General features: G+C 58.1%; 10 protein-coding genes. 6 read left to right on the top strand and 4 right to left on the bottom strand.

The window, feature by feature from the left end; genetic code table 11:
- Nucleotides 1-2 precede the first annotated feature (2 nt).
- Genes ACTJK7_RS05985 through ACTJK7_RS06010 form a run of 6 tightly spaced genes read left to right on the top strand, consistent with a single transcriptional unit; the run spans nt 3 to nt 6,722 of the window.
- Nucleotides 3-728, top strand: a complete 726-nt coding sequence (locus tag ACTJK7_RS05985) for an RDD family protein (RefSeq protein ID WP_440779846.1) — start codon at nt 3-5, stop codon at nt 726-728.
- Nucleotides 725-1,702 (top strand): stage II sporulation protein M, encoded by a 978-nt coding sequence (locus ACTJK7_RS05990; RefSeq protein WP_108563095.1) that lies wholly within the window; start codon nt 725-727, stop codon nt 1,700-1,702. Before ACTJK7_RS05985 ends, ACTJK7_RS05990 begins: the two co-directional genes overlap by 4 nt.
- Nucleotides 1,689-3,233 carry a DUF4129 domain-containing protein gene (locus ACTJK7_RS05995; RefSeq protein WP_108563096.1) on the top strand — a complete coding sequence of 515 codons (1,545 nt, stop codon included), beginning with the start codon at nt 1,689-1,691 and terminating at the stop codon, nt 3,231-3,233. Before ACTJK7_RS05990 ends, ACTJK7_RS05995 begins: the two co-directional genes overlap by 14 nt.
- Entirely contained in the window at nt 3,230-4,396 is a 1,167-nt protein-coding gene (locus ACTJK7_RS06000; protein WP_108563097.1) for a DUF4350 domain-containing protein, read from the top strand. Before ACTJK7_RS05995 ends, ACTJK7_RS06000 begins: the two co-directional genes overlap by 4 nt.
- Entirely contained in the window at nt 4,393-5,394 is a 1,002-nt protein-coding gene (locus ACTJK7_RS06005; RefSeq protein WP_108563098.1) for an AAA family ATPase, read from the top strand. The genes ACTJK7_RS06000 and ACTJK7_RS06005 overlap by 4 nt, the downstream gene beginning before the upstream one ends.
- Entirely contained in the window at nt 5,391-6,722 is a 1,332-nt protein-coding gene (locus ACTJK7_RS06010; protein ID WP_108563099.1) for a DUF58 domain-containing protein, read from the top strand. The genes ACTJK7_RS06005 and ACTJK7_RS06010 overlap by 4 nt, the downstream gene beginning before the upstream one ends.
- Before the next feature lie 35 nt (nt 6,723-6,757).
- Here ACTJK7_RS06010 and ACTJK7_RS06015 read toward each other — a convergent pair whose 3' ends face one another.
- The 4 genes from ACTJK7_RS06015 to ACTJK7_RS06030 form a co-directional block, all read right to left on the bottom strand.
- The gene (locus ACTJK7_RS06015) at nt 6,758-7,594 is read right to left on the bottom strand and encodes a carboxypeptidase-like regulatory domain-containing protein (protein WP_159085226.1); all 837 of its coding nucleotides are present in this window, start codon (nt 7,592-7,594) and stop codon (nt 6,758-6,760) included.
- Nucleotides 7,595-7,784: 190 nt separating this feature from the next.
- Complete coding sequence (locus ACTJK7_RS06020) at nt 7,785-8,720, bottom strand: hypothetical protein (RefSeq protein WP_108563100.1); 936 nt, start codon at nt 8,718-8,720, stop codon at nt 7,785-7,787.
- Complete coding sequence (locus tag ACTJK7_RS06025; protein WP_323151292.1) at nt 8,713-12,441, bottom strand: hypothetical protein; 3,729 nt, start codon at nt 12,439-12,441, stop codon at nt 8,713-8,715. Before ACTJK7_RS06025 ends, ACTJK7_RS06020 begins: the two co-directional genes overlap by 8 nt.
- Nucleotides 12,438-16,538: a neuraminidase-like domain-containing protein gene (locus ACTJK7_RS06030; RefSeq protein ID WP_108563102.1), complete on the bottom strand. Its 4,101-nt coding sequence runs from the start codon at nt 16,536-16,538 to the stop codon at nt 12,438-12,440. Before ACTJK7_RS06030 ends, ACTJK7_RS06025 begins: the two co-directional genes overlap by 4 nt.
- Nucleotides 16,539-16,540: the final 2 nt, after the last annotated feature.

Raw genomic sequence — 16,540 nt, forward strand, 5'->3', positions numbered from 1 at the left:
CCATGCTCGAGACCACAGCACCGCCAAGGAAAGCACCGCTGGCCCCGCCACTGGACACGCGGCACCAGGTCGAAACGCCGGAAGGCATCGACCTGCCGCTGCGTCCCGCCGGCCTGATGGTGCGCGCCGTGGCGTTCACCATCGATCTGGGGTTGCGCGGGCTGCTTCTGGGCCTGCTGCTCATGGTGCTGGCGCTGTTCGGCAAGCTCGGCATCGGCCTGGGCTCACTGTTGCTGTTCGTGGTGAGCTGGTGGTACATGGTGCTGTTCGAAGTACTGCGTCAGGGTCGCTCGCCGGGGAAACAATTGATGGGCCTGCGGGTGGTGCACGACGATGGCACGCCGGTCGGCTGGCCGGCCTCCCTGTTGCGCAACCTGCTGCGCTTTGTCGACCTGATGCCGTTCGGCTATTTCCTCGGTGCGATCAGTTGCCTGCAACACCCGACCTTCAAACGCCTCGGCGACATCGCGGCCGGCACGCTGGTGATCTACAGCGAACGCCCGCTCAAGCGCCCGCAATTACCCGATGCCGAACCCCGTCGTTCGCCGATCCCGCTGACCCAGACTGAACAACGTGCCCTGCTCGCTTTCGCCGAGCGCCAGGGCGAGCTTTCGACGGCGCGGGTCAATGAACTCGCTGCACTGCTCACTCAACCACTGCACATCAGCGCGCCGAAAGCCGTCGGTGAGCTCAACGGCATCGCTCGCGGCCTGTTGGGGCCGACATGAAGCAAAGCCTTTTCGAATCCCGCCACAAGGCCGAATGGGAGCGTTTCACGCTGGCTCTCGAACGCCTGGAACGCGGCAAGGGCACCTCGCAGGTGGCGGAATTTCCCAAGGCTTATCGGCGCCTCTGCCAGCATCTGGCCCTGGCGCAGGAACGCGGCTACAGCAGTTTTCTGGTCGACTCCCTGCAACAGCAAGTGCTGCGCGGTCATCAACAGCTTTACCGGCATCGCAGCCGGATCGGCGCGAACGTGCCGGGTTTCATCCTGGCCGGTTTTCCACAACTGGTGCGCGCCGAATGGCGCTTCGTGCTGGCCGCCGCTCTGCTGTTCTTCGGCAGCCTGATCGGTTTCGGGGTGCTGGTGTATCTGAGTCCCGAATTGATCTACAGCCTGATCCCGGCCGAGCAGGTCCGCGAGATGCAAAGCATGTACGACCCGGTCGCCGGCCACCTCGGGCGTTCGGCCGAACGCGCGGCGAGCGAAGACTGGGTGATGTTCGGCTACTACATCATGCACAACATCGGCATTGCCTTTCAGACCTTCGCCAGTGGTTTGCTGCTGGGAGTGGGCAGCGCGTTTTTCCTGTTCTACAACGGCCTGATCATCGGCGCGGTGGCCGGGCACCTGAGTGAAATCGGCTTCGGCCAGACCTTCTGGTCATTCGTGATCGGGCACGGGGCATTTGAGCTCAGTGCGATTGTTCTGGCCGGTGCGGGGGGGCTGAAACTGGGCTGGGCGTTGATTGCGCCGGGACGCCTTACACGAATCGAGGCGCTGCAGATTGCGGCGCGCCGGAGCATCCTGCTGATCTGTGGCGTGATGCTGTTCCTGTTGATCGCCGCGTTTATCGAAGCCTACTGGTCGTCGCGCACCGGGGTTTCGCCGCAGACCAAATACCTGGTCGGCGCCGGGCTCTGGCTCTGCGTGGCGCTCTATCTGCTGTTCGCCGGAAGGACCCGCCATGCGCCTGAGTGACGCAACCGTGGCAATCCGTCCGCGCACCACCTGGGAAGCCATGGACCTGGGCGTGCTCATGAGCCAGCAGCACCGGCGCCTGCTGATGACCAGTTGGGCCCTCGTCACCCTGCCGCTGTTCGCAATACTCAGCCTGTTGTTGTGGGATTCACCGTCACTCGCCGTGTTCATCTTCTGGTGGCTGAAACCGGCCTACGAACGCTTGCCGCTGTACATCCTGTCCAAGGCGCTGTTCGGCGAAACACCCACCTTGAAACAGGCCTTGCGCCAATGGCCGCGCCTGCTCAAGCCGCAACTCCTGGCCAGCCTGACCTGGCGTCGCTTCAGCCTGAGCCGCAGCTTCCTGCTGCCGGTGCTGCAACTCGAAGGCCTCGACGGCACCGCTCGCCAGCAGCGTTTACAGGTGCTGCTGCAACGCAATGCCGGCGCCGCGCAATGGCTGACGATCATCGGCGTGCATCTGGAAACGGCGCTGTGGATCGGCCTGATGGTGTTGTTCTACCTGCTGCTGCCGCAACAGGTAGAAACCGATTGGGATTGGCAAAGCCTAATCTTCGCCGCCGACTACGAATGGCGCTGGCTGGAGCATCTGACCAATGCGTTCTATGCGCTGATCCTGGTGATCTGGGAACCGGTGTATGTCGCCTGTGGGTTCAGCCTGTATCTGAACCGCCGCACCGTCCTCGAAGCCTGGGACATCGAGCTGGTGTTCCGGCGCTTGCGCCAGCGTTTGAACAGCAGCGCAATCGGCTTGCTGCTGGTGATGTGTCTGCTGTTGCCGGGGTTGCCCTCAGCCTGGGCTGCCGAACCTGTCACTGCGCCTGATGCACCGCGTCTGTTGAATCAGCCGCTGACCAGCGAGGCATCACGCGACAGCATCAAGGCCTTGCTCGAACAACCGCCGTTCAAGAACAAGGAAACCGTCACCCGTTATCGCTTCGGCGAAGATCCCGCTGCCGCCGAAAAAGCCAGGGAAAGTGAAGCACCGCAATGGTTGAAAACCCTGCTCAAGTGGCTGGACGGTCGACACCTCGACGGCCTGGCCAAGGCGATCGAAGTCGTGCTGTGGGGCGCGGCGATCGCCGGGGCTGGCTGGCTGATCTGGCGTTATCGGGACTTTCTGCAAACCTTCGTCGGCCGCCGTCCGCGCTTGCCCGAACAGACCAAAAGGCCCTTGCCACAACAAGCCTTCGGTCTGGATCTGCAAAAGGAAAGCCTGCCGGATGACATCGCCAGCCACGCGGAACAGCTCTGGCAAACCGAGCCGCGTGCGGCATTGGGGCTTTTGTACCGGGCACTGCTCAGTCATCTATTGCACGATTTCAACCTGACCCTGAAACCCGCCGATACCGAAAACGAAGTGCTGGCCCGGATCGAACAGTTGCAACGTCCGGATCTGCTCACTTATAGCCGTCACCTCACCGGCCATTGGCAAAACATGGCCTACGGGCACCGCGTACCGGCGGCACATCTGCAACAGGAATTGTGTGATGGCTGGCGCTCCCTGTTCGGCCACGGAGCCGCCCGTTGAACCGGCGCGCGCTCTGGCTTCTGGGCGGTGCGCTGATCGTCGCCCTGCTCGCTGTGCTGGGCATTTATCTGTACCTCAAGGCCACGCCTTACCAGGCCGAGGTCGATCACGGCCCGTCTCCCGCTGCGCAAGTCAACCCTTATCTGGCGGCGGAGATGTTTCTGCGCGAGCGCGGGATCGACGTCAGCCATGCCGAAAGCCTTGCCGTGCTACCTGAAATCGATCCGCGCCAGCACACGTTGCTGATGTTCAACGACCGCTCGAAAATGACTCCGCGTCAGGTTGACCAGGTATTGAACTGGGCCCGGGCCGGCGGAAGGCTGGTGTTCGTCGCCGAATCGATCTGGGATGAAAAGACCGGCCAGAGCAACGACCTGCTGCTCGACCGCGTGCAACTGCGTCAATCCTTCAGCAAGGATCTCAAGGATCCGCCGCCGGATGCTGCCGAAGACCCGTTCCCGAATCTGACCAAACTCTATCTGGAAGACGAAGACGCACCCGCCTACGCCGGATTCGACACCACGTTCCACATCGACGACCCGAAAAACCTCGCCCAGGCCTGGGCCAACAGCGCGAAAGCCACGCACATGATGCAACTGGCTTTCGGCCTCGGCACGATCACCGTGGTCACCGATGCCGATCTGTGGAAAACCCCGGCGATTGCGCAGCACGACAATGCCTGGCTGCTCTGGTACCTCAGCGCCGACACCGCCGTGACCTTGTTGTACAACACCGAACACGACGGTCTGCCGACCTTGCTCTGGCGCTATTTCCCGCAGGCCATCGTCGCCTTGCTGGCGTTGATCGGCCTGTGGCTGTGGCATGTCGGCGTGCGTCACGGCCCGGTGCAGGCGACCGCCCCCAGCGGTCGTCGGCAGTTGATGGAACACCTGCGCGCCAGTGCCGATTTCGTCCTGCGTCACAACGGCCAGCAGACCTTGCTGCAAGCGTTGCAGCAGGACGTCCTGCGCCGTGCCCGTCACCGTCATCCCGGTTTCGACCAACTGAATGTCGCCGAACAATGGCTGGTGCTGTCGCGCCTGACCCGCCAACCAACCCGTGCCATCAGCCAGGCCCTGAGCCCGGCACCGAAGCGGCGCATGTCCAGCGCCGAATTCTGCCGTCAGGTCGCCCACCTGCAAGCCTTGAGGAACACGCTATGACCGAACACATCGAACCCGGCTCACCCAGCCACGTGGCTCAGCAACGCCAGCGCGCCAGCCAGTTGGCCCAGGCGGTGCGCGGCGAATTGCAGAAGGCGCTGATCGGCCAGAACCCGGTGATCGACGATGTGCTGACCGCGCTGATCGCCGGCGGCCATGTGCTGCTCGAAGGCGTTCCCGGCCTCGGCAAAACCTTGTTGGTACGCGCCCTGGCGAAGTGCTTCGGCGGCGAGTTCGCGCGCATTCAGTTCACCCCGGACCTGATGCCCAGCGACGTCACCGGCCACGCTGTCTACGACCTGCAGACCGAACAATTCAAACTGCGCAAAGGTCCGCTGTTCACCCACCTGTTGCTGGCCGATGAGATCAACCGCGCCCCGGCCAAGACGCAAGCCGCCCTGCTCGAAGCGATGCAGGAACGTCAGGTCACTCTCGAAGGCCGGGCCCTGCCGATTGCTCAACCGTTCATGGTGCTCGCCACGCAGAACCCGATCGAACAGGAAGGCACCTATCCCCTGCCGGAAGCCGAGCTTGATCGCTTCATGCTCAAGGTGCGCATGGATTACCCCGACGCCGACCAGGAGCTGGACATGGTGCGTCAGGTCAGCCGCTCGACCCGCGCCGACATGCTCGATGTGCAACCGCTGCGCACCGTGTTGCAGGCCAAGGACGTGCAAGCCCTGCAACGCATCGCCAGCGATCTGCCGCTGGACGATCAGGTGCTCGATTACGCCGTGCGTCTGGCGCGCAGCACCCGCACCTGGCCGGGACTGAGCCTCGGCGCCGGACCGCGCGCCTCTATTGCACTGGTGCGTTGCGCCCGCGCCAGGGCCCTGTTGCGCGGCGGTGAATTCGTGATTCCCGACGACATCAAGGGTTGCGCACTGGCGGTGTTGCGCCATCGTGTACGCCTTGCACCGGAGCTGGACATCGAAGGGCTGCAAGTCGATCAAGTCCTTCAGCAATTGCTCGACCAGATCCCGGCGCCACGCCTGTGAAACCCTCGCGCCTGCTGTTGATCTGGCTGGCGATCCTGCTGGCCATCGGCATTGTGCTGGGCGCGTTGCAGGCGCTGGATGTCGAGGTGCCATCGAGCCTGCTGTCGATCAACTGGGGATTGTTGCTGGCGCTGTTTGCGCTGAGCCTGCTGGACGCACTGCGCCTCAGGCGCCTGCCATCGCCTCGGGTACACCGACAAATGCCCGGCAGCCTGGCCCTCGGTCGTTGGAGCGAAGTGCGGCTGGAGGTCGAACACGACTTCCCGCAACCACTGGAGATTCAAATCTTCGATCACATCCCCGATGGCCTGGACTTTGAAAACCTGCCGCTCGCCACCGAGCTGCAACCCGGCCAGCGCAGCCTGATCGGCTACCGCCTGCGCCCGCTCAAGCGCGGCCACTTCAGCTTCGAAACCTGCGAGCTCAACCTGCCGAGCCCCTTCGGCCTGTGGTTCGGCAAACGCCTGCTGAACATCACCGACCAGACCCGCGTCTACCCCGACTTCGCCCGCCTCTACGACGGCCAGCTGCTGGCGGTCGACAACTGGCTGAGCCGGCTCGGCGTGCGCCAGCGCCAACGCCGTGGCCAGGGAATGGAATTTCACCAACTACGAGAATTTCGCGAAGGCGACAGCCTGCGCCAGATCGACTGGAAAGCCACCGCCCGCCATCGCACACCGATTGCCCGGGAGTACGAAGACGAGCGGGATCAACAGATTGTTTTCATGCTCGATTGCGGGCGGCAGATGCGCAGTCAGGATGGGGAACTGTCGCATTTTGATCAGGCGTTGAATGCGTGTCTGCTGTTGAGTTATGTGGCCTTGCGACAGGGGGATGCGGTGGGATTCATGACCTTTGCCAGTGATCAGCCGCGGTTTATTGCACCGGTCAAAGGTGCGGGGCAGCTCAAGGTGTTGCTCAACGGTGTTTACGATCTGGATAGCACGCGGCGTTCGGCGGATTATCCGGCGGCGGTGAATCAGTTGCTGGCGAGGCAGAAGCGGCGGGCGCTGGTGGTGTTGGTGACCAATGTGCAAGGTGAGGACGATAGTGAATTGCTCAATGCCATTAGACATCTTGGCCAGCACCATCAAGTACTGGTGGTCAGTCTGCAGGAAGCAGCTGTTGAACCCTCGCACCTGCCGGCGGTAAATACCTTGCAGGAAGCGCTCACTTACTGTGCAACCGTGGACTACCTGAACGCCAGAGCCAACATTCAACAGCGATTGAACACTCATGGATTAGCTGTGCTCGACACGCCTCCAGAGCATTTGAGTACAAAACTCGCGTCTCGATATCTGGGCTGGAAAAAAGCAGGTTTACTGTAAGCGAGGAGCAATTCTCTTGGTCTTACGCTGTCTGCTTATAGAACATTCAAATCAACCGAGCCCACCTCGGTGTTGCTCTGGTTATACACATAAGCCCAAATCGTTACCGTTCCGGATGTTGTAGCAACCCAGTTCGTCTCCGCCTTCCCCAATGAATTCGTATAGCTCATATCGAACTCTTGATCGTCTACCCTCCAATGCACCTTTCTCCCCTCCAAAGGCTGTTGAGTAAGCACATTTCGTACAGTCGCCGTAATACTGGAAAACTCTCCAATGCGCAGAGTGAGTGGATAGGCAGTCACTCTGTAAACTCTTGCAGGTTGCAATGCCTGGACCACAATTGGCAGAGACTTTGAATCAGGGGAACCGCCCGCCGAGGTAACCACCAAATCGTACGTTCCAACATCCGTTGCTTTGAATGTGAATGACGCGACTCCATTTTCATCGGTAACAGCATCAGGCAAGGATTGTCCCGCATAAGAACACTTGAGTGAAACTCCTGCTACTGCTTGATTACTTGGAAAAGCAAGCACTAAGGTCTGGGCGGTCACATCATATCCGGTATAAGTGACCGGATCATCGCATGTCAATGCGGCGATGGTCAGGCTTTCGATACTCCCTGAAATTATCGGCGAATCAGGCATCCCGACGTAAAGAGGCATTGAGAAGTAAATATGGAACGGTCCAGGATGGGCATGCTCCGTTGAAATTGTCCATGTTACGCTGCTGAAATTGTCTGGATCCCCCACCAGTTCCACCAATTGTATCTCTGGAGGGGAAAACTCGATCCCACTTAAAGCGGTACCCGGTACACAATGCAAAGCAATGGATGATTCGGGATCATCCTCCATATGACTTTCATCATACTCCAAGGTCAACCTGTAACAACTCCCCGCTACCAGGTTCAATACCAGATCATGCCATCTGTATCGCACACCTTCAAAATGCGGCCTAAGGTTCGCCCCCCAGGATGAATACAGTGAATAACTTGACATTAAGCACCTCTTCCTTAACAAACTTCCTGAGATTTTTAAAGCAATACGCCTGCCTCGTCACACTCGTTCACACATAACTTCCGTCGTAATAATTTTTTATGGACAAAGAAACCCAACCACCCTCTCCATCCGTCTTGTGCGCTTCACCATACTTGTCGGTTTTTTCATAATCCACTCCATTGAGCCTCACTTGAACGCCAGCCGCCGGGGTTCCTAAAAAAACAGAAGTCGCACGAATGGAATACGTTTTCGAATCCCAATAATCCGTTTCCCAATGTTTAGCTTCTACCAAGTAATGGCCCAACTTAAAGCACAGCGAATTCGATTCAAAACCCAAATCCATAAACTCCAGTCGAACCTCAATCTCCCCATCTTCAGTACTTCGTAAACAATCAATTGTCCAATTTGCTCCCGCCGCCGACAGCGTTTGAGGCATTGACTCTGCGGGTGAAATTTCCACACCGGCCGGCACAGTCCTCAGCAGTCGAACTCGCTCATTTAGCAGACTTTCACCGACTGGCATTACTTTCAGCAAATGCCTTGCACCATGACAGCCATAAGCTTGCCCCCCGAAAGCAGTCGACATATTGTCGAATTTAACCTCCAACTCTGTTATCAGATTAACAACTCTCCCCGGAACTGGCGGAGAACTCGGCATGCCCTCATAAAAAGGCATCTCAAAATGCAGTTCAAACGGTGCACCGGATGTCTTGCGGGCACAAATATGCCAAGTCAGTTCGATAAGTCCTTCCTTCATTTCCACCAGTTGCCCAAAAGGCGGATCACACACCAGCCCCAACGACTCCGCGTCCGGCTCACAACACAACTTCAAAGGGGACTCCGGATCGCCAATCAAATAGCTGTATTCAAACTCCAGCGTCAGATCGATGCACTCTCCCGTCATCAGAGACAAATACAGGTCGGGCCATCTTACTTTTGTGCCATTCACGTAGGGTCTGAAATTCTGCAACCAGGTCTCAGAAGTAACGGAAACATTAGACATTTGGCACCCCTTTGAACTCGATTTGTTTGACACTCCAACCGGCAATACCACCTTTCACGGTTGCGCGAAGGACCGCTTTGTTGAAGCCTGGTAATCTGAACGACACCTTGGCTTCCCCATTTTCGTCGGTTTTCGTCGGCGGGATGGAAAGGTCGAGGAACGCCCATTCCACTTCGACGCCTTTCAAACTCCTGCCGCTGATGGCTGACACCAAAACGATGAGTGCTGTAACTTTCGTCCCCGGAGTTCCCTCCGTCACGTCGGCTGACAAGACCTCAATCTGGCAAGGTTCATTCATCTCGTAATGGAAATCGACAAACGCCGAGTCAGCGCCCCCCGCGACCGACGTACGCACTGCACCTGGACCAGGAAAACCGGGGACGAAGCTGATCCACGTCATGCCCCGATAATCAGTGGTCGTAAACGTCGCCTCATGTTCCGGCCGTTCCCACTTGACCCGCATGTTTGCCATTGACTTGCTGGTCAACGCACTCGTCAACCTAACTTCGCAAACAACAGATTTCCCCCAATTGACAGTCTGAAACACACCGGCACTCGCATTGATACGCGCAGCAATAGCCTGGGGACCCAAAGACATGGGTTGAGGAGGAGACAGTTCCAGCAAACGGCTGGCGGCCAATCGGACGGACACGCTGCCGTCCTTGATATCGCCGGCACTGAACGAGCAATTCAGCCCCTCGTTCGTCCAGTCTCGGAACTCACCCAATGCCTCAGTGAACTCCAGTCCAAGCTCGCTCGGGCCAGGATGACTCAGGCCGACAGCCAGCCGTTGACTGCGCAAGGGATTGTCGTCATCGGCCTGTAGGTCAAAGCTGAACAGTTCACCGCGCCTCGGGAACAGAGCACGTTGCCCCCAAAGATGATCGGATGAATCGGTGACCAACCGCAGACTTGCCCACGGATCGAACGGCAAGGTCTTGAGTTCAAAATGCTGCTCGGCCTTTGTTTGATCGTACAGATTGAGCACAGTCGCTCCTACCGCACTGATACCCGCGCTCTGCGACTGTGCTTCATGCACTGACCAGCCATCTGAATCTGTCGGTACGTTGACTGGGCCTGCACTCCCCACTCGCCATTCAATCAGTGAAGACTTAACCGGCCGATCAGCAAATGCCGAGTAGAACTGCGCTTGCACTCGCGCTCGCTGTCCCTTGCTCAATATCGGATCAATGGCCGGCCCGAGAGCGGCAACCGATTTGATCTTATTGTGACCCAACCTCAATTGGGTCTGCGCCGTCAGCGGCTCATCACCGACCATGACGGTCTCGGTCAATGTCATCACTGCATTGTCCGAACTATTGGAAAAATTCAGCTCCCTGCGTGCGCCCCCCGCCGTCATGACAAGATCGGTTGACAGCGGGGGATCGATCACCAGACCAGGTGGAATCGGTGAAATGGCGGATTTCACCGTCAGTCCGTGCAACGCACTGACCCCGTTTGGCATAAGTGCGAATTTGTGGATAGCCCAAAGGCAGGGATACAACGTGTCTTTACCCGGTTCAACTGAAACATGATCAAGCATCGCCCGGACCTCACTGGCGAGATCGGCGGCCAGCAGCCGCAAGGGAAACTCACACTTTTCCGGCAAATGGGAACTGCTGAACGCCAATGTCGAGAACCCGCTGAGATCGGTGCCCGAGGTGATGTCCCACTCAAGGCCGGAAATAGTCATGACCCGAGGAACATCGACTTGCGGGTCCAGCTGAAACCCCAGTAAAGGGGGCGTATTTGCATTCCAGTGCAGTGCAATCGACTTGCCGATAAAGCTGCTGTTCGCAACGGGATCAATCCGCAGCTTGTGAGCTCTGCCACGCCGACAGACCACACCCTGAATCAGTCGATCGATCGGTTTCCCGTCCAAAGAAAAGTTGACCTGCCCTTTCCATGCGCTGGTGGGCAAAGCTTTGACGGCGAATGAATGTTCATCCACTGGCGCGTCTTCGTGGCGCTGTACCCGCGCGACGATATTCTGGTCACCGGCATTGGCGGGCAAGTAATCCACGCTTGCCCAGCCATCCACGCCCGTGAGGGATGTGACTGTACCCTTCGGTGTTTCAAACTCGACTTTTACGTTACTGACAGGCTGTCTGTCGCCCTTTTGCACATTCACCATGCAGGTGACGATTTCGCTTTCGTCCACCATCGGCAACTTGTTCGGCCCCCAGGTCTTGCCGATCTCGACTCTGTTGTAAGCCAGCGACATGGCATTGCTACGGGATAAATGCTGCAACCTGGAACAACCGAGAACCCAATCAAACAGGCCGTCGCGCTTGTCCTCGAAGGTCGTTGTCCAGAGGACTGTACCGTCAACTACAGGCGCAGGAGCCCCGAAGTTCGGTTGAGCGGTTGCTCCGACGTCCTCTTGTGAATCACCATTTGCCCAGTTCAGGAAAAACCTGGCGGCGCTCAGAGGATGTTCCGCAGGAATATCCAGATTGACAGGGAATGGCTCACCGCGCTCCGGATAGCGAGTTTTCGCCCCCCAAAGGGCCGGGGGCCCGACATTGAACCGAGCCTGTAAGGTTTTGAACGGATCACTCGCAAACGCTCGAACCTCGAATGTATGCGTCGCTTCGCCATTGTCGGACAAAAGACTGGCCACCGAGGCGACAATCCTGCGTACCCCCTCCTCGGTTGGCGTGTAAACAAACGTCGACCGGCCTTGAGCATCGGTAGGGCCCCGGTGCAAAACCTTCCCCCCCTTGCCGTCTTCCCGCCAGATCACCTCACTCTCCACCGGTGCGTGGGTATAGAAGGATATGACCTGAACCTTCAGCTCCACCGACTGGTTGTACTCGATGACCGGATCCGTCTCGGCCTGTTTGAGCGCCAGCAATTCCAGGAGATGATGCCCCCAGGAAACCAACAGTGAATACGCTGGCGCCGAGTATTTGCTGTAGATCTTTGCTTTCAGTTCATAAGGTTCTTTGCCTGTCAGCTCCGGACAATCCAGCAGCCAGTCCAGATTGATGCTCTGAGATTTCCCCAACTCGGGCTCAGCGGTAATGGCCTCCAGCGGGTTATCGTCCAGCCACAGGCTGGCCTCCAGATTTTTCCAGACGCTCTGCGGCTCAACCACAAAAGAAACCCTGTGACGTTGATTACCGGTAGCACCCAGGCAGACCGGCAGAACACTGTCCTTGCCGAATCGCTTGCCATCATTGATGACTGCCTCCAACGTCAGCGCCGGAAGATTCAGTTTTATTTCTATTCCGGTCAGACGAATTTCCGCAGAGCTGGGGTCACCCGCAGCCCTCGCCGGGCTGCTCATATTGATCTCCAGTTCATCACCTGCTCGCAAACCCAACGCTTCCGGCAGATCCTTCTGAATTTCGGTCAGATCAACCGCCAAAGGGTCGGCATCCCGCAACTCTGCCTTCGCCGGCAATTGGATTTCCAGCTTTTCGTCACTGCCCTTTTTATTGAGCACCACTCGTGCGGCGGATGACAAATAGGTGTTCTCGTAGAGAACACGCAGGCTATAACGAACCTCAGCCTGCTGTCCGATCGGCACGATTATCCTCTGCCGAACCGCCGCGCGATTGGCGAGTGTCATGATCGATACGATTTCGTCTCCCCACTTGTCGGTTCGGATAGCGACATCGCCCGGATTGAGCACATCCTCCCAGGCGGCGTAGCCCTCGGTCATATAGCCGTTCTTCACTAAGTTGTGATCCGTATCGATGCTTCTCTCGCTCATGATTGCGTCCCCTTGGCCGCGACCTTGCGCTCAGCCTCGTTAACCAGCTCCTGCACTTTTTTGGAAAAAGCCAGATCCCCGACCTTGGCGGTGTAAAACACCTTGATCACGATATCGGTCAGCGACAGCAGCATCGGCTCTTGCTTCAGGTGCCAGGGAAATACCATCTGCCAGCGCGATACGGCACCGGTGTTTTCGAACGGCAGCGTCATGCCTTCGTCAGCTCTGAGAGAGACAATGCCCATGTCGTCCAGCCCAGAGGACAGGGAAACCTGCTGCCCGCTGCTCAGGTTGATCAGCACATCGACCGGCGCCACGCCCTCTCCGGAGTGCAGATACTCCAGCGATTCGCTCGACGGTTTTGTGGCGATATAGCTGCCGACCTGTATCAGGTTCGCCACCACATTTTCGAAAGGCCCGGTGAGCACCGGCAAAGTGACTTCAACGCGAAGAATCTGACGACAGTAATGGTCGTGGTAGTCGCGGTCGAACAGCAGCTGGGTAAGCTCGAAATCCAGTGTGCCCGTCGCCAGCAAGTGATCCAGCGCTTCCGTCCAGTTGTCAAAACCCTTCTGCCGGGTCGCAGGATCATCGAACAGCTGTTGCAGTGAAACGGTCTTGACGATCTCCTGGCGTCGCTCATTACGTTGCAGATATTCCGACCGCATTCGCAAAAGACTGGCCTGCAATGTCGCGCCAGCCGTCAAGCCGCGACGCTGGTCGCGCCAGACATCGATGTCCAGTTGATAAGCGTCGAACTCACAGGTTTCCGCTCGCAAGGCTGCCTGAGCGCTCAGGCACAGTGCAACAGCGGCGTCATACGCCTGAAAGTGCAAGGTCTGCACTTGCCCCATCAGCCACTGGTAAAGCTCCTGATTGGTCGCTCGGGTCTGCAGGAACTCGAACAGTTTGAACGCCTGGTCATTCGCGGCAAGGGTGTGTTCCAGATTGATCCTTGCTGCATTGATGGCCCGTTCCTGGCCAGCAATCTGGGCACTGATCGCATCTTTTTCAGTAATCGCCTGATTGCGCAGCAACCGCCATTCCTCTCGGCGACGACGATAGCTTTCGGAGGTGGCTGTCTTATCAGCTTTGGCGCGCTGGACGTCCGCGCCAATCTGGAAGGCAAACCCCACCGCACTTAACAGGTGACCTGGCTCTTGACCGCCATTGGCCGTACCCCAGATTTTGGGGAACGCATGGATAACCGCCGCCCCCATTTGAAAGCCGGTGGCCAGAGAAGCGAGGCCAGAAGCAGCCTCGACATATTCCATGACTTGGGACTCATCAGGTGAAATGTGTTTTTCGTACAGATCGGCGTAATGCAGCTCACGCTCTTCGGCCATGGTTCTGCTGTGCTGCAGCGCCGTAAGGCTCTCGACCTCACGTGCTATGGATTCTTCCTGTGCCCGAAGAGCGAATTCGCCAAGCTCAGTCAAATGGCGTTGCTGCAACGTCTCCTGCTGGACACGATCCTGATGTTCAAGCAGACGCTGCACTTCGTTCCCCAGCTCCTGCAGGTGCTGCACCATCTGCAACGCTGCATCGAACAGTACGTTCCAGCGACAGACCGCCACTCGTAACTGCCCGCCCATCGGTCGCACCGGTCCCGCGTTACCGGCTGCCAGCCGGCTCAGCAACTCCCTTGGATCCATGGCGGTGAATAGAGGGATGGGGGCAAGCTTGCCGTCGATTGTCCGACCATGGCGAATGTTGTCGATACGCTGACCAGGCTGATCATAGAGTCTCAGCAAACGCGAACTGACCGGGAGCTTGAAAGAAGACGTGCCGATTACATTCGGACACCGAGTGCGTGCAGCCCTGACCGGCAACTCCTCCGCCCGCAACCGCAAAGTCTTTTCAAACTCCGCGAGGGCCGGGCGGGTCAACATTTCCTTCACGAGGTCACCGAGCTCTTTGGGTTCCCAGCGATTGACGCTACGTGTATCCGGACTGGCGCCCATCAGCGACTTGGCCCGGACATACTGCAGCTTGGCGGCCGTCAGGCTGTCTCGCGTCATCTGGCGAAAGAGCCAGTCGCCCCAGGCGATGCAGTTGCTCACGTAGTCGAGGAAAACCACGATCTTGTAATGCCAGGGCGATGAATAGGCAATGGCATCCGGATCCCCCGGTGCGAAGGCTTCATGGGCGATGTCGGTTTTTTTCACGTCCAGGGGCCGGCAACCCCAGTATGGTGGTTTTGCCGGGACATCACCCTCCGCCGGTTTCGCAGGCTTCTCAGGATTGAATAGGCAATGCAGCCAGCTCTGGGCCGCTTCAAAACGGTTCTCGTCACGCAGCCGGGCGGCAATCAGGTGGGGCAAGTGAAAAAACAGCTCCCAGAAAAACAGACCATTGGCGCCATCGAACGGACCGTTCGGCTCGATCTGGTTTTCAGGCAGAGGCGGTTCGTTCGGAAACTGCGTCGCCCAGTCAAGCAATGCCCAGATCGATACACTGGAACGCTGCACCAGTTCTTGCCCGATCAACGTATTGAGCCGGACGTATTTCAATTGCAAAACGGTTGCCAGTTGGTTGAAGGCCAGAAACTGGGCGCCCTTCGTATCGGTGTCATCGATATACGGCAGAGGTCCATGCTCACCGAGCGTGGCGGGGACCGTCAGGAAGAGGGTTCGCTCACCGTAGTTTGCGGCACCTGTCAACGTCACGGTGATCGTGATGCTGCTGAACGCCGCCCGCTTGATTTCCAGCCATTTCGTTGCCCATCCGCCGGAGGACGGGTACTTTTCAGTCAATGGCTGAGGGTCGCTACCAGTGGAAAACTTGACGGCCAGCGTGAAATCTATCCCTGTGCCATCGCCATGTGAGACGTGAGCACAATACCCCTGAACCCAGAGCGAGTGTTCGGCAGGGCTGTTACGCACGATATAAGCCTTGATCCCCAGGAACTCCGCCAGCGTGCCGGAGTTGGTGATCCGGCTGTCACCGGCCGGAAACAACTGCGGCCGCATTTTTTGCTGAAGCGTACGGCGCTCGACAAACAAGCGATTGGCCAGGTAATCCATGACCGTCGTTTCGTCCTTCACTTTGCGAAACAGCGAGTCACGGGTTTCATAGATCGCGACAGACTGCACTGACGACGTACCAACTTTGGGCTGGACATTGGTCACATGCACCGCCAGCCGGCCCTTGGGATACTCGGTATCGATCTCATCACGGAGAATCACCGCGACCAACCGGCACCCCTTCGACACGTCCTTGTCAGTCTGCAGCAGATGCAAGCGAATGGGTGGCGACCAGCTGTCGTCCAGCGCGATGAACGCCACCATGACCTCCAGCTCGTGGGGGCGCTGCATCTCACCTGTTTTATCGAAAAGACCCTCACGCCATTGGACCCAGACCATGCATGGCCGGCCCTCCCAAAAGACCATCCGACAGTCCAGCACGGTGTCATCGGTGGGGATGTCGGCAGACTTCCACTCACCCCATGCCGTCGGATTGACCGATGGCGAATCGACAGCGAGGTCGATGTTCGCTTCACGCCAGAACCAGCCAAAAGGCGCAATGCGTTGTCTGCCCACCAGGTAATAACGCGCCTTCCACGGATCGGCACCGTCCAGATAACCGGTCGAGACGTTCATACCGCAGGTTTCTTCAAAGCTGCGCAGGTAACGCTGCACGCCCTTGAGCACCGAATCGTCAGTGATCGAGGTCTGATTCACGTAACTCTCAAGAGCCCTGAACAATCCGGTTTTTCGGATGCGCGCAAAAGGCGTGATGAATTCCTCAGGCATGAACACCAGCTGCGTGCTTGCCGACCACGACCCGTAACTGCGGGCGAGGCCCCACTCTTCCAGAAGGTCAGGATGGAACTCCTGCCCGTCGTACCCCGGTTCGAGTTTCTGGAACACCGCATGAATGTAAGCCTGCAAACAGCTCACGGCCTCCGCCACCCACGAGGTTTCAATCTCGTCGCTGTCCAGCGGGTCGGAACGCAGCCATTCCCAGAGGTCATCCGCCGATTGGGTATTCATCGGAAAGGGATGATTGGCCTTCTCATGCTTTGCGTGAAGACAGAAATCAATCAACGCATTGCGACGCAGGGCTGACAGCTCACCTGAAGTTTTATTGAGCATCA

It is taken from the genome of Pseudomonas sp. 22085, from assembly GCF_052045815.1.
GTDB lineage: Bacteria > Pseudomonadota > Gammaproteobacteria > Pseudomonadales > Pseudomonadaceae > Aquipseudomonas > Aquipseudomonas glycinae.

Bases quoted from the DNA above. Each gene is read 5' to 3' on its own strand.
- ACTJK7_RS05985 (WP_440779846.1), top strand. From the start codon at position 3: ATGCTCGAGACCACAGCACCGCCAAGGAAAGCACCGCTGGCCCCGCCA.
- ACTJK7_RS05990 (WP_108563095.1), top strand. From the start codon at position 725: ATGAAGCAAAGCCTTTTCGAATCCCGCCACAAGGCCGAATGGGAGCGT.
- ACTJK7_RS05995 (WP_108563096.1), top strand. From the start codon at position 1,689: ATGCGCCTGAGTGACGCAACCGTGGCAATCCGTCCGCGCACCACCTGG.
- ACTJK7_RS06005 (WP_108563098.1), top strand. From the start codon at position 4,393: ATGACCGAACACATCGAACCCGGCTCACCCAGCCACGTGGCTCAGCAA.
- ACTJK7_RS06020 (WP_108563100.1), bottom strand. From the start codon at position 8,720: ATGTCTAATGTTTCCGTTACTTCTGAGACCTGGTTGCAGAATTTCAGA.
- ACTJK7_RS06025 (WP_323151292.1), bottom strand. From the start codon at position 12,441: ATGAGCGAGAGAAGCATCGATACGGATCACAACTTAGTGAAGAACGGC.
- ACTJK7_RS06030 (WP_108563102.1), bottom strand. From the start codon at position 16,538: ATGCTCAATAAAACTTCAGGTGAGCTGTCAGCCCTGCGTCGCAATGCG.